This is a genomic window from Chryseobacterium sp. NFX27 (genome assembly GCF_049887855.1).
GTDB lineage: Bacteria > Bacteroidota > Bacteroidia > Flavobacteriales > Weeksellaceae > Chryseobacterium.
In genome coordinates, this window is record NZ_JAGEKK010000015.1 from 58,741 (window position 1) to 81,877 (window position 23,137).

Sequence of the window (23,137 nt, forward strand, 5' to 3'; positions counted from 1 at the left end):
ATTTCTGCGAATTTTGTTTCTGTTGAATTGAAATTATTCTTCCTCTTCAGGATTATCTTTCTCTTCTTCGTCCTCATACTGTTCCAGGTAATAAGTGAAACTGAAATCTTCTGTCTCATCTTCTGCATCTTCAAGAGTTGTCAGGAGATCTTCAAAGATCTCAAGCTGGTCTACTGTCATATTCACAAATTCAATGTGAAGCGGCAGCTCCAATCCTCCGGTAATGATATCAGAAAGTGCATCAAGATTATCTCCAAAACCTTCAGGAAGACTAACTTTTTCCTTTAATTGGGTGTAAAAATCTTCATAGTCGCCTATGTTTGTAAAATCGATATATATTGTCTTCATATTCTTCTTTTTCTTAATAATTTATTTTGGTCATTGCGAGGAGCGTAGCGACGAAGCAATCTAAAAAACATCCATGATATTTTCGATGTCATCTGTTAAATCTCTCCACTCAGGATTTATTGAATTTATTAAATCTATTTTTTTCTGTCTTGAGCCTGCTTTGATTTGCTTTTCCCGGAAAATAGCATCTCCTATTTCCTGAAAAGATTCCCAATAGACGAGTACATATAATTTATATCTTGATGTGAAACTTTGTTCGTAATACATGTCTTTATGCTGTTGGATACGTTTGGGCAGGTTTGAAGTAACTCCTGTGTAAAGAGTTGTATGGTTCTTGTTGGTCATAATGTAAACAAAGCCTGGTTTCACAGGATAATTTTATTTATGATTTAAAGATTGCTTCGTCACTTCTGAACTACGTTCGCAGACCTACAGTCTGTCGCAATGACACGCTTTAACTACTGCTTCTCAAAACTTTTATAATGGTTTTTAGTCAGATAGACATCACCGTTTTCAGTAAAGATGATGCGGTCTGCATTTCTGTTTCCACAGCTGTAATTCACATCAGCTTCATAATATTTTTCACCCTGAGGAAGCTTCTTTTCCCTGTTCCCGAATTTATCTCCTCCTATAGCCTTGCCTGGCAATACATCGCAGAGATTTCCTTTTGAAGCGTTCCAACCCTGTTTTCTTGCCTCATTTTTGGTAATATAATAATCAGGAAGTCTGTGATTCTGCTTTACAAAAGTAATGACCGTTTTCTCCTCTGTGAGCTGATCGATGGACTGTGAGGAAGCATTTCCACGGGTACTTTGAGACTCTGCAGAAGTACTTCCGTAGTTGGTAGTTTCCGTCTTAACAGTCTCTGTATTTCCTTTTTTGTCTGCAATAAAATTATTGTAGATATACATCACGGACATTCCGAAAAGAAGCCCCAGACAAATAAAAAAGACTGATCTTATTTTACCGTTCATATAAAAATCTTATTATTCAAACTAATCATTTTTCCATTCTTCGGGAATATCACAAACCGGAATAGGATTTATTTTATGCTTGGCTGCCTTATGCATTCTGTCAAAAATTAAAAAGACCTCTTTATCACGGCCTTCATAATCATCAGCAGTTTTGGTTCCGTATTCTTTCTGGATCTTTTCCAGCTCGGGATACGTTGCCCCAATCTGCTGCTCATCCGTTCTGTCTACATCCCAAAGGCCATCTGTAGGGATCGCTTCCTGAATATTTTTAACCAGATTTAAAGCTCTGGCCAATGTATATACTTCTGTTTTATAAAGATCTGCAATAGGAGAAACATCTACACCGCCATCTCCATATTTTGTGTAAAAACCGATTCCGAAATCTTCCACTTTATTTCCCGTCCCGCATACCAGAAGACCATTGATCTGGCCATAATAATATAGAGTAAGCATTCTCAGCCGTGCTCTTGTATTGGCGAAAGCCAGTTTTTCATTAGGGTACAGATCATCCTTTACATCAAATGTTTTATAAAGTTCCTCAAAAGCAGGCGTCAGGTTCACAGACATAGCTTCTACGTTGGGAAATTTTGATTTCAGATCATTCATGTGTTCCCAGGCACGGTTCACCTGGTCTGGCTTCTGACGTATCGGCATTTCAATCAGAAGAGTTTTTAAGCCTGTCATCGCTGCAAGAGTAGAAACCACTCCGGAATCCACTCCTCCGGAAACACCTATAACATATCCTTTTACATTCGCTTTTACAGCATAATCCTTTAACCATGCTACAATATGATCTATTACTTTTTGAGTCTGCATTATTTATTTTTTTTAGTCTATTCCAAATTCTTTAGGGTATTTTACTACACCATTTATATTTTTTAATCCGTCTTTTATCAGTTCCACAGCCATTCCATTCACTTCAGGAATTTCAAATGGAAAAGAAATCCCAAAATTACTGGTTTTTTCGTAATCATACTATGGTAAATATTTTTCATGTCTTAGCTCATACCAGTTACAGACTCCATCAGGTTCCGTGAATTCACTGGTTTTTTCAAAGCCTAATTTCTTTAAAATATAATTGGAACCGTCATTTTCAGCATGAGCATAGGCATAGATCACTTTTGCGTTCATCTCATTAAAACCAAGTTCAAGAGATGCTATGGCGGCTTCCATTGCATAGCCTTTTCCCCAGAATTCAGGTAGATAACGATAACCGAGATCAAGAACGTTTTTATAACCGTTGGTTTCTTCAGTCAAGAGTTTCAGTCCGCTCCAGCCAATCAGCAGTCCGGTTTCTTTTTCAATGACAGCAAGCCTTCCTGTCCCATTTTCTTTATATTGTTTCTGAATCATTCTGATTACAGCTAATGATTCGCTTTGTTCCGTGAGTACCGGTACCCCAATGTATTTCATTACTTCCGGGTTGGAATCCAGCAGAAACATCCGTTCAACATCTGTTTCCTCAATTTTTCTTAAAATCAGTCTTTCCGTTTCTAGTTTCATGATAGTAGTTATTGCTCAGTTCCGAAAATAGTTACATCAGTTTTCACTCCTTTTTTAATATCTGATTCTTTCATTGGATTTCCACCCACATTCAGGGTTTGAAGGTCTGGATTTCCGGAAATATCAAGTTTCAGGATCTTATTGTGTTCGATGTTTAATTTTCTTAAATTTTTGAGTGTGGTGATATCAATTGTTTTTAACTGATTTAAAGATAATGTTAATTGGTCAATTCTTGGAGTTTCTTTGAGTGAAATATTCTCCAGAAGATTATTATCCAGGTACAGTGAAGCCAGGCTTTTAAGACCTTCTGCCCTGAAAGAAGACGCTTTACATCCCGTACAGGAAAACAGCTCGAGATAGGGCAGGCCTGTAATCGAAATATCCGGAATCATATTGTCATCAAGCACGATCATTTTAGCATTGGTAAAAAGCTTTGCATCATCAGCTGATGTAATGTTCCTCTGAACCAGAAATAAATTCGTGATTACATCTGCTTCCAGCTTTTCCAGTGAACCGTTTCTGTTGAGGTCAAAATTTTCAAGTACAGCTTTTTCAAAATTCGGATCTTTAAAATTAAGTTTTTGCGCACAGAAAAGAGATAATCCTGAAATAATAAGGCTGAAGGTTGCAAATATTTTAATTTTCATTATCGATTGTGTTTTTAATCCTTATTTTTGTACACTTAAATTTCATGTAAAAATAATGAAGATTTTTAGAATTATTGCCCTTTCTTCTATTTTGGTTCTCGCTTTGGATTCCTGTAAAAAAGAACCCAAAAACCAGTGGAAAGTAGAAGTAAAAGAACCCGCTGAAAAAGTTGAGATGACGGATATTTCCAAAGAATTCTATAATCAGGATATTCCTTTGGACCAATTCAAGGCCAAATTCCCCTGGTTCCAGGGAACGGTTTCCGATGCGGATTTTGGAAAAAGAAGATCAGATGCAGAAGAAATCAAGATTTATAAAGAGGCCGCTGCTAAAATAGACCAGACGAAACTTCAAAAGGAGCTTCAGGATCTGTTTTCCCATATCAAATACTATTTTCCACAGTTTAAAAGCCCTAAGGTTTACCTTTTTTCATCAGCCCTTCAGATGGTTCAGGATCCTATTTTTTATGATTCAAAAGGAAATCTTCTGTTCATAGATATTACTGGATTTATGGGTGATGGCAATGCCAATTACAAAGGACTTGAATTGTATTTTCAGAAGTCGATGAACCCGCAGAATATTGTTCCCAAAGTTTCACAAATCTTTGCGGAAAGTATTGTGACAGAATCTCCGGATCATCAGAAATTCATAGACAAAGTCATTCTGAACGGAAAGATCATGATTTTGCAGGATGCTTTCCTTCCGGATACACCGGATTATCTGAAAATGAATTATACCAAAAAACAATACGACTGGGCTGTTGCCAATGAGGCCAATATCTGGAATTATTTTGTAGAAAGTAACCTGATCTTCGGCGATGATCCAAGGCTGGTAGAACGTTTCATTTCTCAGGGCCCATTCTCAAAATTTTATACGGAAATCGATAATGAATCCTCACCCCAGATCGGAATTTTTACCGGATGGCAGATCTGTAAAGCCTATTTCAGGCAAAAACCGGAAACTAAACTTGTGGATTTTTTAAAGCTTGACGCTACCAATATCTTTAATGAAGCAGTTTATAAGCCTAAGACACCGTAACAGTCAAAATATAATAGCCTTCAAAGTAATTTGGAGGTTATTTTTTTAATTTAAAGATGATGTCAGTGAGGGATTTTTTTTCACTTTAACAGTCATTTCCTGATGAAGATACCTTCATAGAAATTTTAGATAAGCCGAAGAAGTATTAACTTTGCGAAAAATTTTAAATTGATATGAGAAAAACTCAGATTACAATAGATGTAGAGTTGGATGAGAACCACATTCCTGAAAGTATAATGTGGAATGCTGAAGATGGCGGTGTAGAAAAAGAGGAAACGAAAGCAACGATGATCTCTGTTTGGGATGATAAAACGATGGAAGCTTTAAGAATTGATCTTTGGACAAAAGAAATGCCGGTAGACCAGATGAAGATGTTTATTCACCAGATTTTGGTATCTTTAGGAAATACGTACCAGAGAGCGACCGGAGAAGAAGATGTTGCACAGTGGCTTGAGCAGATTGCAGATGAATTTGCTGTAAAATCAGCTATCAGAATGTAATACTAAAACTCTGCACCAATCACAAAATTATATGAAAAAAGCACTTTTACTCATCAGTACAGCGGTATTGTTGGCCGCGTGCGATAAAAAAACCGAACTCAAAGAAACCAAAACAGAGGATTCTGCTGTAACGGTTGAAAAACTTCCTGTATCTGAAAATAAAGATGTTCCGGGGACGGAAAATGTTTCTGAAAATATGGATATCGCCTTATTCAAGGAAAAAGATATTCCGGCTGACATGTTAAAGGGAAGCCTCCATCCACACGATATGGAAGGTGAATCTGTCATGGAGCTTGTTCCCAGCATGGACGATTTCATTAAAGGAAACGGCTCGGATATTGCTTATATAGATGATTCCCTGAAAAAAATGATTCTCAAAATCAACGGAAAATTTGAGGAACTGAAAGAAACAGGTAAAGATACATACGAAAACAGTGAATATCTGGCTTCTTTCACGACCACAGTTCCCGATAAAGTTCCTGAAGAAATAGACGTTCTGGCGTATGCTTTTAACGGAAAGCTGGAAGTGAAAAGAAAATCTGATAACGTTTCAAAAAGCCTTGATTTTTTCATGGGAGGCTTATAAAATAAAATATTATGAATTTTAATACAAAAGTAATTCACGGAGGGCAGCATCACGAGTCTGCAACAGGTTCTGTAAATGTTCCTGTATTTTTAACTTCTACATTTGCACAGAAAAGCCCGGGAGTACATTCCGGATATGAATATTCAAGAGCTGCCAACCCTACAAGACAGGCTTTGGAAGACTCTCTGGCGAGCATTGAAAACGGGGCAAGAGGTCTTGCTTTCGGTTCAGGACTGGCAGCCATCGACTGTGTTTTGAAATTACTGAATCCAGGTGATGAGGTAGTAGCAGTAGATGATCTTTACGGAGGTACCTACAGGATGTTCACAAGGCTTTTTGAAAAATATCAGCTGAAATTTACGTTCGTGAATTTTGATGATGTTTCCAAAATTGCCGATGTTATCACAGACAAAACAAAACTGATCTGGGTAGAAACACCTACGAATCCCCTGATGAAGCTGGTAGACATTAAAGCGGTAGTTGAAATAGCAAAAGGAAAAGATATTCTGGTTGCTGTAGACAATACTTTTGCTACACCATATATCCAGAGACCCATTGATCTTGGAGCAGATATTGTCATGCACTCGGCTACAAAATATTTAGGCGGACATTCAGATGTAATTGCCGGAGCATTGATCACAAAAGATGCTGAACTGGGAGAAAAACTTCACTTTATTCAGTTTGCGAGTGGCGGTATTTTAGGGCCTCACGATTCTTACCTTGTTTTAAGAGGAATCAAAACTTTAGCATTAAGAATGCAGCGTCATTCAGACAATGGCCTTGCTGTAGCGAAATATCTTGAAACTCATCCTGCAGTGGATAAAGTAATTTACCCTGGATTGGAGTCGCACCCTCAATATGAACTTGCCAAATCCCAGATGAAGGAATCTGGAGGAATGGTTTCCTTTACTTTCAAATCAGGTAAAAAAGAAGATGCTGTGAAATTCCTTGAGAAAGTAAGAGTTTTCACTTTGGCTGAATCTTTAGGAGGAGTAGAATCTTTGGCAAATCACCCTGCCTTGATGACACACGCTTCAATTCCTGCCGATAAACGTGAGGAATTGGGTATTACAGACGATTTAGTTCGTTTGAGTGTTGGTATCGAAGATGCAGAAGATCTTATTGCAGATCTTGAGAAAGCTTTTTCTTAACCGGTTAAAATAAATATAATGAGAAAGACCCAGTTTTTTCTGATCTTAATTTTTTTCAGTCAGATGGTATATTCACAGGTAAAAACTACCGATGAACTGTATAAGACAGCTAAAAAGCTGGATAGTCTGATATTTGATATAGGATTTAATAAATGCGATCTTTCTCATTATAAAACTATAGTCAGCAGTGATCTGGAATTTTATCATGATAAAGGAGGAATTACTTTCGGAGAAAAGGCTTTTACCGCCTCCATTAAAAACAATATCTGTGGTGGTCCCAATAAAATAAAGCGGGACCTGGTGCCTAACAGTATGAAAGTATATCCTTTGTACAACAATAATGTTCTGTACGCTTTCATAGAAGAAGGAGAACATGATTTTTTCGAATTCTCCAACGGGAAATGGAATCAGGGGAGCCGGGCGAAATTTACTATTTTGTGGATCATGGAGGATAAGCAATGGAAGATGAAAAGGGTATTGAGCTACGATCATCATTTATAATCAATATGAAAAATACCAGAAAAGCTACTTTTGAAGATTTAAATCAATTAGCAGAATTATTTGATCAATACAGAATCTTTTATCACAAAGAATCTGATATTCCTGCTGCTGAAAGTTTTCTCAGAGAAAGAATAGAGAACAAAGATTCCGAGATTTTTGTGGCGGAACAGGATGGCAAACTGACAGGATTTGTTCAGTTGTATCCTATATTCTCATCCACAAGAATGCAGCGCTACTGGCTGTTGAATGATCTCTATGTTAACAATAATCACAGAGGAAAAGGGTATTCCAAAGAACTGATCGATGAAGCTAAAGAACTTTGCAGATCATCAAATGCCTGCGGAGTTTTACTGGAAACTGGAAAAAGTAATGATGTCGGAAATCAGTTGTATCCAGCTTGCGGCTTTGAACTGTATGATTCTGTGAATTTTTATGAATGGACGAATAAAGAGATATGAAAAAGGTGAATAGTGAATGGTCAATAGTGAATTACTGGAGATATCATTATTTACTCATCGCTCAATGTTCAACAATTATTTATCACTTATAACTAAAAAATATGTCTGATTTCCAAAAATACGTACAAAGATATTTAGACCAGATCCCTTCCGAAAACTGGATTGAAGAATTAAAAAGATCTGGAGAGAAAACCATAGAACTATATTCGAATCTTACAGAAGAACAGTCTCTTTTTGCTTATGCGGAAGGGAAATGGACATTAAAGGAACTTCTGCTTCATTTGTCAGATACCGAAAGAATATTCCAATACAGAATTCTTGCTTTTGCCAGAGGCGAAAAAGCCGAATTACCAGGCTTTGATGAAGAAGAATATACTGCCCATTCTTTTGCAGATAAAAGATCTTTGGACTCTTTACTGGAAGAATATACGCTTATCAGAAAATCTTCTCAGATCCTAGTGGAAACTCTTGAGCCGTCTGTTTTAGCTAATATAGGAACAGCTAACGGAAATCAACTGGCTGTAGAAACCATAGGGAAACTGATCGTAGGACACAATTACCACCATTTGAATATCATTGAGGAAAGGTATCTTCCTGGATTGAAATAGGTTAAGATTGAGGAATTAAGAAGATATAAATTCAATAGGAACGGGCTTTAGCCCGTTTTTTTAATAATGATAATCAGCCAAATATGGCTTTAGCCAAAACATAAATAAAAATATTATTTTTGGTTAAAACAACACAAATGTCATTTATCAAAATTTATATTCATCTTGTTTTTTCTACAAAAAGCAGAGTTCCACATTTGAATACATTTGATTTGAGGATTAAAGTATGGAAACATATTAAGGAAAATGCTTCTCAGAGGAATTTATTTAGATATGGTTAACGGTTATTCAGATCACTGCCATTGTCTGATTTCGCTGGGATCGGGTCAGAATATGGAAAAAATAGTACAATTGTTAAAGGGAGAATCTTCTTTTTGGATTAATAAAAATCAACTTACTCAGGAAAAATTCTCATGGCAGGATGAATATTTCGCCGTTTAGGTTTCTGAATCGAATGTAGATGCTGTAAGAGAATATATTAAGAATCAGGAGAAGCATCACCGGAAAAAAGGTTTTGAAGATGAATATCGGGAATTCCTTGAAAAGAACAATTTCTTATAGATTTTGGCTAAAGCCAAATATTATGGAACCTTATTTTAAACGGGCTAAAGCCCGTTCCTATTGAATTTTATACATTTTTTATCAAAAGCTTTGTATATTACTTGATATTACAATAGTATTTGTTATGTCTTTTTATAACGAAGACCAACATATTCAATAGGAATGGGTTTTAGCCCGTTCACGGCAATAATCCATCCGGCAAAACATTTATCGCATATTTTTTGGCTGAACCTTCCCATTTTTTTACCTTTATACAGGTTTTATGCCTTATTAAATTATGGAAAACATTATAGAAATATTAAAGTCCGGCGGAACGATTCTTTATCCTACAGATACCATCTGGGGAATCGGTTGTGATGCCACCAATATAGATGCTGTCAATAAAATCTTTGATATCAAAAAAAGGGAAAAAAACAAATCCATGATCATTTTGGTGGAGTCTGAAAAGAGACTTCAGGATCTTGTGGATGTTCCTGAAATGGCTTGGGAAATTATTGATCTTAGTGAAAAGCCGGTAACTATTGTTTATGAAAATCCCCGCGGACTTCCCAAGGAACTTCTTGCTGAGGACGGAAGCATAGGAATCAGGCTGATAAAAACTGATTTCTGCCGAAAGCTGATCACTAAACTGAATAAACCTCTTGTTTCCACTTCTGCCAATTTTAGTGGTGATAAAAGTCCCTTAAAGTTTTCGGATATTTCACCGGAAATCATTAAACTGGTAGATTATGCAGTGGAGGAAGACAGGGAAAAGGTTTCGAAATATTCAGGTTCTTCAGTGATAAAAATATGGAATGATAACAGGATTAAGGTTCTTCGTGAATAAAATCATGTAATAATTCTTTCAATTTAAATCTTGTCAATATATATCGGCAGGATTTCTTTTTTTTAATTTCTATCTTTGCAGTCTTCAATATTAAAAATGCCGGAGAAGTTTCCTGATCTGCATGATTAATGGAGAATATATAGCTAGAAAAGACGACTTATTTAATGATGAAAATTAATCTTACCCAAAATAAAAATTTAAAACTGTTCAAGATCATTGCTGATGCTGCGGAAAAGAACAATCAGTCGGTATACATTGTCGGCGGTTATGTCCGCGATCTTCTGATGAAAAGGACAGCATCTACTGATATCGATTTTGTGACAGAGCAAAGCGGTATTGAGCTGGCACAGACTGTTGCGAATGATATTGATCCCAAATTAAAAGTTTCTGTCTTCAAAACGTACGGAACAGCCATGATTAAATATAAAGATCTTGAGCTGGAATTTGTAGGGGCCAGAAAAGAAAGCTATACTGAGAACAGCCGGAAGCCGGAAGTAGAGGGCGGAACACTGGAAGACGACCAAAAAAGAAGAGATTTCACCATCAACGCTATGGCAATTTCTTTAAATAAAGCTAATTTCGGAGAACTGATAGACCCTTTCAATGGCGTTGAAGATCTGGAAAAAGGAATTCTAAGAACCCCTTTGGAACCTGCTCAAACCTATTCTGATGATCCGTTGAGGATGATGAGAGCCGTTCGTTTTGCTTCAACATTAAATTTTATTATTGAAGAAAAATCACTGAATGCTATAAAACAAGAGGCAGAAAGGATCAAGATCGTTTCTATGGAAAGGATCATGGTTGAGTTCAACAAGATCATGATGTCCAAAAAACCATCTGTAGGATTGGGATTAATGGAAGAGACAGGACTTTTGAAACTGATCATTCCTGAGCTGATCGAGCTGAAAGGAGTGGAAGAAGTGGAAGGGCAGACTCATAAAGATAATTTCTACCACACGCTGGAGGTTGTAGACAATATTTCAGAGCATACGGATAACCTTTGGTTACGCTGGTCCGCATTGTTGCATGATGTCGGTAAAGCGCCAACCAAAAAATTCGTAGAAGGAACAGGATGGACTTTCCATGGGCATGAGTTTTTAGGCTCAAAAATGGTAAAGACCCTTTTCCATAGATTGAAACAGCCGTTGGGAAGTGATATGAAATATGTTCAGAAAATGGTGAAGCTTTCGTCACGTCCTATTGCCCTTATTACCGATGATGCTTCAGACTCTGCATTAAGGAGACTTTTATTTGATGCCGGGGAAGATCTGGAAGATCTGTTTACCCTGTGTAAAGCGGATATTACAACCAAAAATTCTAAAAAGCAGGACAGATTCAAGAAAAACTTCGAATATGTAGCGGTGAAGATCAAAGAAGTGGAAGAAAAAGATCAGGTGCGTAATTTCCAGCCACCAATCACAGGAGAAGAAATCATGCAGATGTTTGATCTGAAACCGGGAAAAGAGATCGGAATCCTTAAAGAAAAAGTAAAAGAAGCCATCCTTGAAGGCGAGATCCCCAATGACAAGGAAGAAGCTGAAAAGTTTGTTATTGCTGAAGCTGAGAAATTGGGATTGAAGTATAATTAAACTTAGAATATATAAAAAGCTTCGGCGGGACTTTGTCCCGCCGTAGCCTTTTTAATCATTGAAAACAAAATCAGGCCGCTTCGGAGAAGCGGCCTGAAAAAAAACACAAATGATGAAAAAAAATAAAATTTATAGATAATACCGAAGTATTAATGTCTTAGTTTGCATAAACTGAATTTGAGCCTATACCTGTAGTAAATGACCTGATAATAGCGCCTGAAGTATTGTAAACTACAATTTTGCTGGCTTGGGTAAACCCATTGGAATCAGAAGTGAAAATTTTGTCATTGATTACACTGAATCCATATAAAGCAGAATACGCATCAACACTGTTGGCTACAGTAAACAGCGGTGATGTAGGTGCTGTTGCAGCACTCATATCCATCTTGTACACATCCTTTCCGGAAGTGAAATAAAACTTACCATTGGCAATTTCAAGGTTCGTAGCATTGGCAATACCTGTTAAAGTAGTGGTCTTTGTAATGCTTCCCGTGCTTGAGATCTGGTAAATATAAGAATCAGCAGTTCCTGCAGCAATAGCATATACATTTTGGTTGCTGGAAATAATCTTATTGATGTTTCCTGCCGGCAACGTGATCGTAGACTGAACATCGTTGGTAGAAGTATTGATGTAAGTAATCTTATTTCCAAAACCAAATGAAGCATTCTGTACAAAGATATTGTTTCCCGCTTCTACAATTCTTTCAGCAGCATCGGTGAAAGTAATTTTTTTGATGAAAGAACGGTCTGAAGCTTTGTAGATGCTTACATACTTGGCACCTAAATATTTATCATTCGTTACATAAATATTGTTGTTGGCAAAAGCCATATATCGCGGAGCATTAAGTTCAGCGGTAATTTCGCCATTCGCTTTAAAATTATAGCGGTTTGCAATCTGGATCTTATTAGAGTTATTCAATAGCAGATAAGCATTTTCACCATTGAAAGCAACCATCTGTAAAACGTCACCTAATTTTGCTCCTCCGTTATTAAGGGAAAAAACATTATCCTGTTTAAGGTTCAGGTCTGCACTTACAAACGTTACGTCACCTTCAGGTTTTCCGAAAGTACCTTCATTAGCGATTAAAAAACCGTTGCCATAGAATGTTTCCTGCTCATCATCATTATCACTGCTACAGGACACGATGCCCAAAAGAAGTGTAAAAGCAAAAAGAAGAGGTAGAATTTTGTTCAGTTTCATAATATTTTTAAGTTTAAAAATTAATAGTTGCATACATACTGTAATTTCTCTTAGGCATCGGATACAGAGACACCGTCTGATAAACCGTATTGGTGACATTGTTCACTTTAAATCCTAAAGTGTATCGCTTGAAAAGTGCGGCAGAAATTCCGGTATTTAAAATAAAATAAGGATCAATAGCTGTAGACCTTTGCTCGTTCGTAGTCGTATAGGTAAGACCATTGAAAAGCCCCTGTGCGTATAGCTTAAGGAATGAATAGCCATACTCTATATTTCCGACAGCTTTATGTATCGGAACATACATCATCTGCATTTGAGTATTCTTGTTGACAGATTTTGAATAAGTGTACCCTGCATCCAGCTTCAGAGCATGATTTCCGAATTTCTTATTCCACTGAACCTGTGATTCCAATCCGTAAGATTCAACCCTGTATGTATTCACAGGAGCCCAGTATCCATAGGGAGTAGGAAGCCAGTTGATGAGATTTTTGATGTCCATGTAATAAGGACTTAATGTTATTTTAAAATCTCCCAGGCTGAACTCGTGGTTCATATCAATATTCGTGGATGTTTCAGGAAGCAGGTCCAGATTTCCTCCCGGCTGCCAGTAAAGATCATTAAAAGAAGGATATCTGAAATTTCTTGAAAAATTGACTCCCATACGATACCATTGTAAAGCATCCCATTTTCCCGAAAACGAATACAGAAGGGGAGAAGAAATATCCTCCACAAAATCCTTCTTGATCCCGGCTTCAAAACGAAGCTCCTTAGTGGCAAAATACCTGATTAAGCCGGATAAAGAACCTACATTTCTGCTGATGCTGCCAATTCCGGATTGATAACCTTCACCCTTATTCACCTGGAATTCCCCAATCGCATTAATGTTGATCTTTGGAGTGATGAAATAGTTGAAATCATTTTTGAAAATGTAGTTCTTTCCCTCTGCGCCACTTGCTTTAGGTTGGTTAAGACCTGAAAAATACTGGAAATTATCTTCCGTATAAGCTGCTTTTAAGCTGTTCGAAAGAGTACTTTTATTGATATCCCATGCAATTAAGCTTCTTAAAGTCTGTGCATTATATTTTGTTTTAGTGCCATTTTGTTCAAAAACAGGATAATGCTGTGATGCATCAAACATTTGATTCTGCCATGAAATGGTCTGGTGATCAGCAATTTTATAAGAAGCTCCGATGTTGACCGAAGTGTTATAGTATTTTCCGTTAATATTGTGAAATCCAGTACTTCCTACGATAAATTCAGGGACCTTATAATCATTTTGGCTTGTGAAATAGCTTCCCGAAACCTTAACACTTAATTTATCATTGCTGAAAGAAGCCTGCAGAAAATTATTATACGTATCAAAAGAGCCCGCCTCCGAATAAACAGAAGCCTTGAAACCCCTGTTGAAATCCAGGATATTATTTAAATGAATACTTCCTCCAACAGCTCCACTGCCATAAACAACACTTCCTCCGCCAGCTTTTATATCAATCTGATCATATCCGAAAAGTGGAATATTATTCACATCTCCCTGGCCTAAAAAGCTGGAATTTATGTTGATCCCGTTCCATACAAAAGCAGTCTGCTGAGCTGTTGTTCCCCTGAATGAAGGCGAAGAAACAGCCCCACGTCCATTTTCTTTCACATAAATAGAAGACTGAAAGCGTAAAATTTCAGAAAGATTGGCTGAATTTTTTTCGAGATCTTTTGGAGTGAGCGTGCGTACCGGATGAAAAAGTTTCACCTTGCTCATCTGGCTGTCGAAAATATAAATGGTGTCAACCGCTTTCTCCTGTCCGAAGAGAAAGCTGCCATAAGACGAACAAAGCAGTAATAAAGATCTTTTTATATCCATACTATTTTACTTTTCCTCCGAAAGTAATAACGTTTTTAGTTATAATTCTGGCAGGTCTCCTGACTTTCGCTTTCTGTACCTTCCCGTATGAACAGTGGTTTTTTACAGAAATCTTATTGCGATTTACAGTTGCGGGGACAGTTTGGGAGTTACACCCAATTCCCTATTATTTCCAAAATGCTGGAAACCAAAATTTTTGCAAAGATAACTTTTTAAATTTATTGCACAAAAAGACAAAAAGTCAATTGTGAATGGTCAATATTAACAATTCACTTGTAAATAAAATTGACCATTGACAAAAGTCTGGTATTTGAAATCTTGATTCTTGGTTCTTAAAACTTTAATTCACCATTCACTTGCGAAGCAAAATTCACTATTCACAAAATTACACCTTTACAAAAACGATGAATCAAAATAGAACGGCAACAGATCTTTAATAGAATGCACCTTTACCACTTCATCATTCATGCTTGAAAAATAAAGGATAATGTTTTCGTTCTGTTTCGTTTCATATTCTATTAAGCTTTGCCGGCAGGCTCCACAAGGTGGAATCGGAGGATTTTTCTCATGAAATTCCTTAGGACCTCCCACGACAAAGATTTTCTTCACCTTAACATCCGGAAAATTGGCTGCTACCCAGAAAAGAGTCGTTCTTTCTGCACAGAGTCCCGATGGATAGGCTGCATTCTCCTGGTTGTTACCGGAGTAAATTTCACCGTTTTCCAGTAAGACGGCACATCCTACAAGGAAATTCGAATAGGGCGCATAAGCATTTTCACGGGCTTGTATTGCTCTTTCAAATAAGGTTTTTTCTATATCGTTCAGTTCACTGCTGTTTTTAAAATGCTCGTAACTGATCTGTATGTCTTTTTTCATATATTAGTAAGACTAAAAAGGGGGCCAAATTTACTTCTTTTTCATCACTTCGACAATGTTTTTTTTATTCATCATTAAATTGAAAATCAAAAAAGTAAAATGTTATATACACCAATAAAATTTAGAAATATAGAATTGAAAAACAGATGGGTAATGTCTCCCATGTGTATGTATTCATGCGAGAATGGATTGGCTAATGATTTCCACTTTGTCCATTACGGAAGCAGATCTCAGGGCGGTACAGGCCTTATCATGGTTGAAGCTACGGGAGTAGAGCCACGCGGAAGAATTACCAACCACTGTATGGGAATCTGGAATGATGAGCAGGCAGAAGAACTTAGAAAAATTGTCGATTTTGTCCATTCCCGTTCAGAAAGTAAAATTGGGATCCAGCTTGCCCACGCCGGAAGAAAAGGTTCCACATGGAATAACCTGCAGATCCCTGTTGAAGAAGGCTGGGAAACCGTTGCACCAAGTCCTATTCCTTATCATCCTACTGAAAGGGTTCCGCATGTTCTGACTGCTGATGAGATCAAAGAACAGGTACAGAATTTTAAAGAAGCAGCAAAAAGAGCTGTAAAGGCCGGTTTTGACGTGATTGAAATTCACGGCGCTCACGGATATCTGATTCATCAGTTTTTATCACCGCTTTCCAACATCAGAACAGATGAATATGGTGGAAGCTTTGAAAACAGAGTCCGTTTTCTTTTGGAAATTGTTGATGCTGTCAACGAAGAGCTGGATGAAGATACAGCACTTTTTGTAAGAATTTCCGGTACTGAATATGCCGAAAACGGATGGGATATCAATGACAGTGTAAAGCTTGCAGAAATTTTAAAACAGCATTCTGTAGACCTTGTAGATGTCTCAAGCGGTGGAAATATCCATGGTGCAAAAATATCTGTATTTGACGGCTATCAGGTTCCTTTTTCATCCCAGATCAGAAAAGAGGCCGGAGTAAAAACCGGAGCGGTAGGATTGATTACAAGGGTGGAACAGGCTGAAGAAATTCTGGAAAAAGGAGATGCAGACCTCATATTCGTGGCAAGAGAAATCTTAAGAAACCCATATATTGCCGTTCAGGGTTCATTTGAGATGAAAGAAGAATGCTTTTTCCCGCACCAATATACAAGAGCGAAAATTTCATCATAAGATCCGGAATGAAAATTGAAGACTTTATGCTCACCTGTCCCAGCAAGAAATTTCTGGGAATAGAATGTTTGGGGTGCGGTGCTCAGAGAGCCATTGTATTGGTATTTGAAGGCCGGTTCTCAGAAGCCTTTCATCTGTATCCGGCCGTTTATACACTGCTCCTGTTCTTTTTTACCCTGGGATTGAGTTTTATAGACAGAAAAAGAAAATACGGTAACATCCTGATGATAATGATTGCTGTAAATCTGGTTATCATGATCGTATCTTATTATTATAAACATTTTTACATGCATTCTCATTGATAAAAATAAGCTGAAGAAATGTATTTTTTTAACATTTAATTGATCTTGGTAGAAAAAAAGTCGTAGAATTACTACAAAATGTAAATATGTTGACTAAAAACTTTTTAAATTAAAGCTTGAAGTCTATCTTTGTTAGACAAACTTTATGAATAGTATAATCATTAATGATTAAAATGTAAGAATATGGCAGGAAATTCAAGAGGAATCTTAAAATTCAATGGAGGTGAAGGACAAAAGTTGTTAAAGCTTAACTACAGCGTATCAAGATCTACAGATGTTTCAGGACGTGTAGCGTCTGATCCATCGAACGCTTTGATCAAAGTAACAATTGAAGCAACTGAAAAGTCTGATATTCTGGAAAGCTTACTGAACGGTAAATATAAGCCCACAAGCGGCGAAGTTACATTTAATAAATCGCATGAAGAAGGAACATTGATTACCCTGAAGTGGGAAAACGGATATGTAATTCAGCATGAGATGGATTTTGATGCTGTCGACAGCAACAGTATGCTGGTAAGCTTTGTGGTAAGTGCAGAAAGCATTACGTATGGAAATTCACTATATGACGGATTCTGGCCATTAAGCTAGGTCCTGAGTAGTATAAAATACAAAGAGACTGTCCCTCAAGACGGTCTTTTTTTACCTGTTGTGAACACTATTTTCTGGCAAGGGATTTTTGTTTATTTTTAAAAATTCCCGATTGGATGAATAATATACACATTTTAACGCAAATCACTTTATAAAATATGTCTACTACACCTGAAAAATCAAAGGGAACGAGTTTTCGCCCGGCACAGAATGCAGACGGGGTATCTGAAAATCATCATACCGGAATCAACCGTCTGGTTAAGCTTTCCTTAGTCATAGAAGGAAAAATCATCAAATTTTATAAGCATTTCAAACTTAAACAAAGCGCTCAGCGTCATCATGAATTTACGCTTACGCTGGCCCATGATACGTTGGGAGACCGCCAGACCCATTCGTTGGAAGAAGCCAATAAGTTCCTTGGAAAGCGCCTCACTGCAGTTATTTCATATAAAGGTATAGACAACAGTCCCGAGAGAACCTTTGTGGGAATCATTACCGGGGTGGCATTCAGCCAGGAGAAAATGAGCCTGGGGAATATTGTGCTTACAGGATCCAGCCCGACTATCCTTTTGGATGGAGCTTCCCATGTTCAGAGTTTTGGAGGAAGTCAGCCGGTCAATATAGGAATTATTGCTGAAGAGGTTATTAAACAGGGGATTGATAAAGGTCGCTTTGATGTCAGGGTAGATGCCAATAATTTTTCCCAGATCATCTACAGCAGCCAGTACGACGAAACCCATTACAACTATCTGGCAAGAATGGCAGAAGCCTATGGTGAGCAGTTTTTTTATGATGGTGAAGTCCTGCATTTCGGGAAGCTGCCGCCTCAGAACAAACCTATCATCCTGACCTACGGAAGCAGCGCCAATGATATTAAGGTTGAACTGAAAGCAATCCATACCAAGCCCCAGTTTTATGGGTACAACAGCAATAAAAATGAAAAACTTACTTCGGGTTCCACGCCTATTCAGCATGTAAGTGATATTGCAAAGACAGCTTATGATCACAACAACAGTATTTATAAAACCCCTGCGCTTCAGATAGCCCCTATCAAGGCAACAACCCATCTGGACGTAGAATATTCCCAGAAAAGCGCTTCAGGAAGTGCTGCGGTGAACGTTTTTTCCATTTCGGGAAATACAACGGTTCCATTCCTTCATCCGGGATGCATAGCCGATGTTCAGATGCGGAAACAGGACTCCAATGAAACCTCCTATTTCACAAGAATTATGATCACGGAAGCTGAACATGAAATCGACACGATAGGACATTATAAAGGAAGTTTTACAGGGATAGCAGCAGATACAGGATTTCTTCCAAGACCTGAATATAAGATTCCTAAAGCCGAACCACAAACCGCAGTCGTTATATCCAATACAGATCCGGAAGGACAGGGCAGGATACAGGTACAGTTTGACTGGCAGACGAGCGATACAACCCATTTTATCAGGATGATGAGTCCTGATGCAGGAGGAACAGATCAGATCACGCAGAACAGAGGATATGTGGCCATTCCGGAAGTGGGAGACCAGGTGATGGTGAATTTTGTCCACAGCCATCCGGACAGACCTTTCGTCATGGGAGGTATGTTTCATGGAGGAATAGCCTTGGGTGGAGGCGTTAATAATCATCTGAAATCCATCCAGACCAGAAGCGGGATCAGAATTCTGATGAATGATGAAGAAGGAAGCGTAAAGATCATGGACCCTAGCGGAAATATCTACTATATGGATGGTGCCGGAAACATCAGCATGAAAGCTCCTAAAAATTTCACCCTGAATGCCGGAGATAATATCAACATTACTGCCGGAAAAGAAATTTCGATCAGTGCGGGAGAAGGAATCAACAGTTCTGCCAACAACAGTATTATTTCTACAGCCGGAAAAGATATCGTACAGACGGCCTCCGGTGATATCCGTGAAACGTCGGACACAAGAACCGAAATGGTGGAAAAAGAATTCAAAAGACAGTCCGAAACATCCAATGAAATAGCCGGAGAAATATCTATGTTCAGCGAGCTTGAAAATATGACGATGCAGAGCGGTAAGATTGTAGAATTCAACAGTGCCGAAAAATCAAAACTTTTCTGATATGGCAATCATTAAAACTGCTAAGAATATACAGATAAAAGTCACAGACTCTTATCATCTGAATGTCGGCAAAAAGGTTGAAAAAATTGCTCAGAAAATTAATGTAGAGGCACAGAAAAACAACCTTGTTTTGGCATGCAATAAGAAAATAATGTCCCATGGAAACAAATAAATTAAGAATTCTGATTCTTTTTATTGTAAGTAGTTTCTCATTAATCAATTGTCAAAATAAAAAAATGGAACAAAAATACAGCTGGTTGGGAACCCTTTCGGCACCGCAGGAATATCCGATGGAAATTTACAAAGGAGCCCTTATCGCTGATGATTTTACCTACGGCTTCGATGCCATCTGGGGCACACAGAATACAGGCTGGGGAAATGAAGGGGGAACAATGAGTGTAGAAACCAGCCAGATGGATATTCCCCACAAGCTGGAATTTACCTGGTATTCTCTGGTAGAAAATAAATTTTATACCGGACAATGGGATTTGGATCAAGAAAAAATAAAAGGTCTTTTTGAAAAAGGGTTTATAGATCAGGATAATGGTAAAAAGACCACCTACAGTAATTTCATTGTCGGCCTTGCTCCAAAAGGGAAAGTGGTTTTATGGATCAACGGTCCGGGAAACCAAAAAGAAGTAGGTGCTTTCCAGGCTCATGATACCATCATTACCAAAGAGAAAGCATACGAAAACGCACAGTACATGCTGAAAGAAGGTTTTGCAGACAGAATGCTGAAAGATCCGTCTTATGAAACATTCAAGCCTGAGATCAGAGCTAAAATAGAAAAAGAAGGCTATCCTGATCCGGATATTTATGAAGTCTACAGAGAAAAATATAACTGGAAATCCTCAGTGATTTTGCCGGAAGGCAGTGAGAGGCTCGATTTCGGATTTACCAATTATAATGGGGAACAGGAAAACCTCTTCGGGGAAAGCCTGACAGCTGATACCTATAAAAAACGGGCTGTCCCAAAATTCTGTGGTTTTTACTGGAGAGATAAGAATAAAAAAAGATACGGCGTATGGGTGGATTCTTTTGATGAAAAAGAAATGTTTGACTTATTCAGGAAGTTGGGAAAAGAAAAAAATATAGACCTTATCATTAAAGTCAATGCAGATAATACAGGAGCTAATCTATCATTAAAGAGCGAGAAAGAAGAGCTGCCGGTTACCAAAGCAAAAATCAGACTTTCACGTGCAATAGAATAACACCTTCATACAATTAACATCAGTCTGTCAACAAAAATAAAATAAGAACGATGCACAATAATAAATTTGGAGATTATACACCGGAAATAACCAAAGAGGAAGTATTAGACATTACTCTTGGGGTGTTTTTTGACGGAACTTTGAATAATAAAACCAATACCACAGAAAGAGTAAACAAAACAGCCGACTACAAAAAAAATGGAGGCTCGCCCACGGATAACAACAGTTATAATAACGACTGGAGCAACGTGGCGCGTTTATGGGACAATTACGATAAAAGTTTTGGCATCTACATAGAAGGTATCGGTACCGAAGATAAAGAAGAGGATTCTATGCTTGGCTATGCCTTCGGAACAGGGGCTACCGGAATCCGTGGGAAGGTGAGAAAAGGTTGCGAAGAGATCGTGAAAAAAGTAAAAAATATCAAGAATGCAAAAAAAGCAGATAAAATTGCAGTCCTTACTTTTGATGTTTTCGGTTTCAGCAGAGGGGCAGCTGCCGCCCGTAATTTCGTCCATGAAATAGGCAAATCCAAATATAAAGCTACCACAAGTACTGTTTCACATCAGGGTGTTACAGTAACTGCCCGTTACGACAGCGACGGTACTGGAGGAATACAAAGTGAAGAGCTTCCGAAATGGGGACATCTGGGACTTAAGCTGCAAGAGGCAGGAATTACAGTGGATGTGCTGAAAGTGAGGTTTCTGGGTATTTATGATACTGTTTCCTCCTATTCAAAAAACTTTTCTGCCACACCGAACTTTCATAATGATGTGGAAGAGCTTAGCCTGAATGATATTGGCAGAGCACAGAGCGTGATTCATTTTGTGGCAGAAAATGAACACAGGGAAAATTTTGACCTCACGAATGTGCATGTAGGCATAGAAAAAATATTTCCGGGGGTACACTGTGATGTAGGGGGAGCTTATGAAGACGGACCGGAAATCTGGGAAGAACTTGAAACGTCCTGGACAACGAGTGCAAAATTAGAGGAATTCAAAAGAGAGCTTGTCGCGGAATCCTGGTATACAGAAGAAGAACTGAAGATTACTCCCGGTTTTTATCTGTCATTGAGGGGAGAACGTAAACTTATAAAAAAATCATACAGCTATATTCCTTTACATTTTATGGCCGAATATGGTGTTCAGAAAACAGTTCCCCTGACCTTAAAGAAGATTACCGATGAAAAGTACTCCGTTTCATCAGATGCCCTGTTGGTGAGAATAAAAAGCCGCTTAAGACCTTATGCGATGGGAGATGGAAGGCAGTACATCTTTAAGCGGTATAAAGATCTTGAAAGAGCATATGGCGGAATACCGATACCGGAACATAAATATGCAGACTATCAGAAGGAAATGAAAGAACAGGATGATTTGAGAACACTAAGAAACAAGTATCTGCACAGATCAGCAAGAAGAGAAGGTATAGGAATGGACCCCACATCGGACAGGGTAAGAGTGCTTCATTAATGGCTTACCATGAATAGGCAAAATAAAAAAAAAGATACGGAAGCCGGATCATTTATGCAGAAATTTAATATACATACCGTTCAGAAAGGGGAGAGCTTAAAAAGCATAAGCCTGTTGTACAACATAGATGCCGATGCTTTAAAGTTATTTCACAATAACCACTGCAATGTAAAGGAGATGATCCTGATTGAGCTCACGGGGCAGAAAGAAATTTTTCTTCCCAGAACAGCCGTGACGGATAAAAACAGACTGGTAAAGTTCGGGCATGCAAACAGCCTGATCTTTCAGCCTGAGAACTCATTCACCAGATACGGAGCTACGGTGACCATTGAAAATAATGATCATAAAAATGAACTGAAATATGAAACATCAGTACGCTGGCTGAAAAAGGAAAACAAGCTTCATTTTTTTGAAATAGACAGAACCTCCAATCTGTATCTGAACGAAGAAGAAGTCAATGAAATAGCCGATCTGCTGGCCTATAAAACATCTAAGGTTTTATACCCGTTACAGATCAGCGCAGATGAGCAGGGAAAATTCAATGCCGTAGAAAATCTTTCAGTATTCAAAGAGAGATGGCCGGCCGTAAAGGAAGAACTTTACAAAGAATTTGAAGGAGAAACAGTAGATAATTATTGCGAAAAGATAGAAAAAGTAATCAACGAACAGGATGCGATAAATCTTTATTTAAAAGATGATTATTTCATCAGAACCCTGTTCTTCGGGATTTATCAGAGTTTCGGACGGGATTATCAGGTCGAGATAGAGAGTAGTTTCCCTGTTGTCGGTAATCCTGTAGAACCGAAATACAAAATAAAATTAGAGATAGATCCCCTGAAGGGCAAAACCGGCCTGGCTAATATAGAAGGAGAAGGCCAGCTAAACGATGAAAGATCCGTATATGATTTCATGAATAAAGCCCCTTTTTCAATGATCATTGAAGATCATCCAGTTATAAACCATGAAGGGAATTTCAGAATAGTATCCTATCTGAACGGGGAAACCTTACTTTTAAAGTCAATGTATTTAGAGTGCAGCATAGAACTTGAGAAAAAAAAGAAAATATCAGTAGTCATTGCTGAAATGACAGACTAATTGAAAA

Annotated in this window: 26 protein-coding genes, 1 pseudogene and 1 riboswitch; of the genes and pseudogenes, 18 read left to right on the forward strand and 9 right to left on the reverse strand. The window is 37.9% G+C overall.

Annotated elements, in window-relative coordinates; translation table 11 throughout:
• Window positions 1–33 precede the first annotated feature (33 nt).
• From J4Q03_RS15880 to J4Q03_RS15905, 6 genes are all read right to left on the reverse strand, one after another.
• A complete protein-coding gene (locus J4Q03_RS15880) occupies window positions 34–348 on the reverse strand; it encodes a barstar family protein (protein WP_426049114.1) in 315 nt (104 codons plus the stop codon).
• A 60-nt stretch (window positions 349–408) separates the two neighbouring features.
• Entirely contained in the window at window positions 409–717 is a 309-nt protein-coding gene (locus J4Q03_RS15885; RefSeq protein WP_426049115.1) for a GIY-YIG nuclease family protein, read from the reverse strand.
• Between the two features lie 89 nt (window positions 718–806).
• Entirely contained in the window at window positions 807–1,322 is a 516-nt protein-coding gene (locus tag J4Q03_RS15890; protein WP_426049116.1) for a ribonuclease domain-containing protein, read from the reverse strand.
• Window positions 1,323–1,343: 21 nt separating this feature from the next.
• Window positions 1,344–2,138, reverse strand: coding sequence for an NAD(+) synthase (nadE, locus tag J4Q03_RS15895; protein ID WP_426049117.1), 795 nt, complete (start codon window positions 2,136–2,138; stop codon window positions 1,344–1,346).
• 159 nt (window positions 2,139–2,297) lie between these two features.
• On the reverse strand, window positions 2,298–2,825 hold the full coding sequence (locus tag J4Q03_RS15900) for a GNAT family N-acetyltransferase (RefSeq protein WP_426049118.1): 528 nt from the start codon (window positions 2,823–2,825) through the stop codon (window positions 2,298–2,300).
• A gap of 8 nt (window positions 2,826–2,833) precedes the next feature.
• Window positions 2,834–3,472 (reverse strand): leucine-rich repeat domain-containing protein, encoded by a 639-nt coding sequence (locus J4Q03_RS15905; RefSeq protein ID WP_426049119.1) that lies wholly within the window; start codon window positions 3,470–3,472, stop codon window positions 2,834–2,836.
• 55 nt (window positions 3,473–3,527) lie between these two features.
• Between J4Q03_RS15905 and J4Q03_RS15910 the strand changes: the two genes are divergently transcribed.
• The 10 genes and pseudogenes from J4Q03_RS15910 (at window position 3,528) to J4Q03_RS15955 (ending at window position 11,291) form a co-directional block, all read left to right on the forward strand.
• Window positions 3,528–4,511 carry a gliding motility protein GldB gene (locus J4Q03_RS15910; RefSeq protein ID WP_426049120.1) on the forward strand — a complete coding sequence of 328 codons (984 nt, stop codon included), beginning with the start codon at window positions 3,528–3,530 and terminating at the stop codon, window positions 4,509–4,511.
• A 173-nt stretch (window positions 4,512–4,684) separates the two neighbouring features.
• Entirely contained in the window at window positions 4,685–5,011 is a 327-nt protein-coding gene (gene gldC, locus J4Q03_RS15915; RefSeq protein ID WP_426049121.1) for a gliding motility protein GldC, read from the forward strand.
• Window positions 5,012–5,042: 31 nt separating this feature from the next.
• Window positions 5,043–5,597, forward strand: a complete 555-nt coding sequence (locus tag J4Q03_RS15920) for a hypothetical protein (RefSeq protein ID WP_426049122.1) — start codon at window positions 5,043–5,045, stop codon at window positions 5,595–5,597.
• 11 nt (window positions 5,598–5,608) lie between these two features.
• Window positions 5,609–6,748 (forward strand): cystathionine gamma-synthase, encoded by a 1,140-nt coding sequence (locus J4Q03_RS15925; RefSeq protein ID WP_426049123.1) that lies wholly within the window; start codon window positions 5,609–5,611, stop codon window positions 6,746–6,748.
• Between the two features lie 18 nt (window positions 6,749–6,766).
• A complete protein-coding gene (locus J4Q03_RS15930; RefSeq protein ID WP_426049124.1) occupies window positions 6,767–7,249 on the forward strand; it encodes a nuclear transport factor 2 family protein in 483 nt (160 codons plus the stop codon).
• Window positions 7,250–7,254: 5 nt separating this feature from the next.
• A complete protein-coding gene (locus tag J4Q03_RS15935; RefSeq protein ID WP_426049125.1) occupies window positions 7,255–7,707 on the forward strand; it encodes a GNAT family N-acetyltransferase in 453 nt (150 codons plus the stop codon).
• Window positions 7,708–7,808: 101 nt separating this feature from the next.
• Entirely contained in the window at window positions 7,809–8,315 is a 507-nt protein-coding gene (locus J4Q03_RS15940; protein ID WP_426049126.1) for a DinB family protein, read from the forward strand.
• Between the two features lie 137 nt (window positions 8,316–8,452).
• Window positions 8,453–8,876: pseudogene (gene tnpA, locus J4Q03_RS15945) on the forward strand (IS200/IS605 family transposase).
• Between the two features lie 277 nt (window positions 8,877–9,153).
• Window positions 9,154–9,702, forward strand: a complete 549-nt coding sequence (locus J4Q03_RS15950; RefSeq protein WP_426049127.1) for an L-threonylcarbamoyladenylate synthase — start codon at window positions 9,154–9,156, stop codon at window positions 9,700–9,702.
• A 167-nt stretch (window positions 9,703–9,869) separates the two neighbouring features.
• Window positions 9,870–11,291 carry a CCA tRNA nucleotidyltransferase gene (locus J4Q03_RS15955; RefSeq protein ID WP_426049165.1) on the forward strand — a complete coding sequence of 474 codons (1,422 nt, stop codon included), beginning with the start codon at window positions 9,870–9,872 and terminating at the stop codon, window positions 11,289–11,291.
• Between the two features lie 157 nt (window positions 11,292–11,448).
• On the opposite strand, the gene J4Q03_RS15960 is transcribed toward J4Q03_RS15955, so the two are convergent.
• From J4Q03_RS15960 to J4Q03_RS15970, 3 genes are all read right to left on the reverse strand, one after another.
• On the reverse strand, window positions 11,449–12,492 hold the full coding sequence (locus tag J4Q03_RS15960) for a YncE family protein (protein ID WP_426049128.1): 1,044 nt from the start codon (window positions 12,490–12,492) through the stop codon (window positions 11,449–11,451).
• A 13-nt stretch (window positions 12,493–12,505) separates the two neighbouring features.
• Window positions 12,506–14,347: a TonB-dependent receptor plug domain-containing protein gene (locus J4Q03_RS15965; protein ID WP_426049129.1), complete on the reverse strand. Its 1,842-nt coding sequence runs from the start codon at window positions 14,345–14,347 to the stop codon at window positions 12,506–12,508.
• A 32-nt stretch (window positions 14,348–14,379) separates the two neighbouring features.
• Window positions 14,380–14,554: riboswitch (cobalamin riboswitch) on the reverse strand.
• A gap of 186 nt (window positions 14,555–14,740) precedes the next feature.
• Window positions 14,741–15,223: a cytidine deaminase gene (locus J4Q03_RS15970; RefSeq protein WP_111956797.1), complete on the reverse strand. Its 483-nt coding sequence runs from the start codon at window positions 15,221–15,223 to the stop codon at window positions 14,741–14,743.
• Between the two features lie 99 nt (window positions 15,224–15,322).
• Here J4Q03_RS15970 and namA point away from each other — a divergent pair, with 99 nt between their 5' ends.
• From namA to J4Q03_RS16010, 8 genes are all read left to right on the forward strand, one after another.
• Window positions 15,323–16,375: an NADPH dehydrogenase NamA gene (gene namA, locus J4Q03_RS15975; protein WP_426049130.1), complete on the forward strand. Its 1,053-nt coding sequence runs from the start codon at window positions 15,323–15,325 to the stop codon at window positions 16,373–16,375.
• A gap of 8 nt (window positions 16,376–16,383) precedes the next feature.
• Window positions 16,384–16,677, forward strand: coding sequence for a DUF2752 domain-containing protein (locus J4Q03_RS15980; RefSeq protein ID WP_426049131.1), 294 nt, complete (start codon window positions 16,384–16,386; stop codon window positions 16,675–16,677).
• 183 nt (window positions 16,678–16,860) lie between these two features.
• The gene (tssD, locus tag J4Q03_RS15985) at window positions 16,861–17,265 is read left to right on the forward strand and encodes a type VI secretion system tube protein TssD (RefSeq protein WP_426049132.1); all 405 of its coding nucleotides are present in this window, start codon (window positions 16,861–16,863) and stop codon (window positions 17,263–17,265) included.
• 158 nt (window positions 17,266–17,423) lie between these two features.
• Window positions 17,424–19,355 (forward strand): type VI secretion system Vgr family protein, encoded by a 1,932-nt coding sequence (locus J4Q03_RS15990; protein ID WP_426049133.1) that lies wholly within the window; start codon window positions 17,424–17,426, stop codon window positions 19,353–19,355.
• Window position 19,356: 1 nt separating this feature from the next.
• Window positions 19,357–19,527 carry a hypothetical protein gene (locus J4Q03_RS15995; RefSeq protein ID WP_426049134.1) on the forward strand — a complete coding sequence of 57 codons (171 nt, stop codon included), beginning with the start codon at window positions 19,357–19,359 and terminating at the stop codon, window positions 19,525–19,527.
• 64 nt (window positions 19,528–19,591) lie between these two features.
• On the forward strand, window positions 19,592–20,566 hold the full coding sequence (locus J4Q03_RS16000; RefSeq protein WP_426049135.1) for a DUF2931 family protein: 975 nt from the start codon (window positions 19,592–19,594) through the stop codon (window positions 20,564–20,566).
• 50 nt (window positions 20,567–20,616) lie between these two features.
• Entirely contained in the window at window positions 20,617–22,035 is a 1,419-nt protein-coding gene (locus J4Q03_RS16005; RefSeq protein WP_426049136.1) for a phospholipase effector Tle1 domain-containing protein, read from the forward strand.
• Window positions 22,036–22,044: 9 nt separating this feature from the next.
• Window positions 22,045–23,130 carry a LysM peptidoglycan-binding domain-containing protein gene (locus J4Q03_RS16010; RefSeq protein WP_426049137.1) on the forward strand — a complete coding sequence of 362 codons (1,086 nt, stop codon included), beginning with the start codon at window positions 22,045–22,047 and terminating at the stop codon, window positions 23,128–23,130.
• Window positions 23,131–23,137: the final 7 nt, after the last annotated feature.

Coding starts and splice junctions, on each gene's coding strand:
- J4Q03_RS15890 (WP_426049116.1), bottom strand. CDS start 1,322: ATGAACGGTAAAATAAGATCAGTCTTTTTTATTTGTCTGGGGCTTCTT.
- J4Q03_RS15935 (WP_426049125.1), top strand. CDS start 7,255: ATGAAAAATACCAGAAAAGCTACTTTTGAAGATTTAAATCAATTAGCA.
- J4Q03_RS15995 (WP_426049134.1), top strand. CDS start 19,357: ATGGCAATCATTAAAACTGCTAAGAATATACAGATAAAAGTCACAGAC.
- J4Q03_RS15955 (WP_426049165.1), top strand. CDS start 9,870: ATGAAAATTAATCTTACCCAAAATAAAAATTTAAAACTGTTCAAGATC.
- J4Q03_RS16010 (WP_426049137.1), top strand. CDS start 22,045: ATGAATAGGCAAAATAAAAAAAAAGATACGGAAGCCGGATCATTTATG.
- J4Q03_RS15920 (WP_426049122.1), top strand. CDS start 5,043: ATGAAAAAAGCACTTTTACTCATCAGTACAGCGGTATTGTTGGCCGCG.
- J4Q03_RS15900 (WP_426049118.1), bottom strand. CDS start 2,825: ATGAAACTAGAAACGGAAAGACTGATTTTAAGAAAAATTGAGGAAACA.
- J4Q03_RS15930 (WP_426049124.1), top strand. CDS start 6,767: ATGAGAAAGACCCAGTTTTTTCTGATCTTAATTTTTTTCAGTCAGATG.
- J4Q03_RS15970 (WP_111956797.1), bottom strand. CDS start 15,223: ATGAAAAAAGACATACAGATCAGTTACGAGCATTTTAAAAACAGCAGT.
- J4Q03_RS15910 (WP_426049120.1), top strand. CDS start 3,528: ATGAAGATTTTTAGAATTATTGCCCTTTCTTCTATTTTGGTTCTCGCT.
- J4Q03_RS15905 (WP_426049119.1), bottom strand. CDS start 3,472: ATGAAAATTAAAATATTTGCAACCTTCAGCCTTATTATTTCAGGATTA.
- gldC (WP_426049121.1), top strand. CDS start 4,685: ATGAGAAAAACTCAGATTACAATAGATGTAGAGTTGGATGAGAACCAC.
- J4Q03_RS15960 (WP_426049128.1), bottom strand. CDS start 12,492: ATGAAACTGAACAAAATTCTACCTCTTCTTTTTGCTTTTACACTTCTT.
- J4Q03_RS15940 (WP_426049126.1), top strand. CDS start 7,809: ATGTCTGATTTCCAAAAATACGTACAAAGATATTTAGACCAGATCCCT.
- J4Q03_RS15980 (WP_426049131.1), top strand. CDS start 16,384: ATGAAAATTGAAGACTTTATGCTCACCTGTCCCAGCAAGAAATTTCTG.
- tssD (WP_426049132.1), top strand. CDS start 16,861: ATGGCAGGAAATTCAAGAGGAATCTTAAAATTCAATGGAGGTGAAGGA.
- J4Q03_RS15965 (WP_426049129.1), bottom strand. CDS start 14,347: ATGGATATAAAAAGATCTTTATTACTGCTTTGTTCGTCTTATGGCAGC.
- J4Q03_RS16000 (WP_426049135.1), top strand. CDS start 19,592: ATGGAACAAAAATACAGCTGGTTGGGAACCCTTTCGGCACCGCAGGAA.
- J4Q03_RS15990 (WP_426049133.1), top strand. CDS start 17,424: ATGTCTACTACACCTGAAAAATCAAAGGGAACGAGTTTTCGCCCGGCA.
- J4Q03_RS16005 (WP_426049136.1), top strand. CDS start 20,617: ATGCACAATAATAAATTTGGAGATTATACACCGGAAATAACCAAAGAG.
- J4Q03_RS15925 (WP_426049123.1), top strand. CDS start 5,609: ATGAATTTTAATACAAAAGTAATTCACGGAGGGCAGCATCACGAGTCT.
- J4Q03_RS15950 (WP_426049127.1), top strand. CDS start 9,154: ATGGAAAACATTATAGAAATATTAAAGTCCGGCGGAACGATTCTTTAT.
- J4Q03_RS15880 (WP_426049114.1), bottom strand. CDS start 348: ATGAAGACAATATATATCGATTTTACAAACATAGGCGACTATGAAGAT.
- nadE (WP_426049117.1), bottom strand. CDS start 2,138: ATGCAGACTCAAAAAGTAATAGATCATATTGTAGCATGGTTAAAGGAT.
- namA (WP_426049130.1), top strand. CDS start 15,323: ATGTTATATACACCAATAAAATTTAGAAATATAGAATTGAAAAACAGA.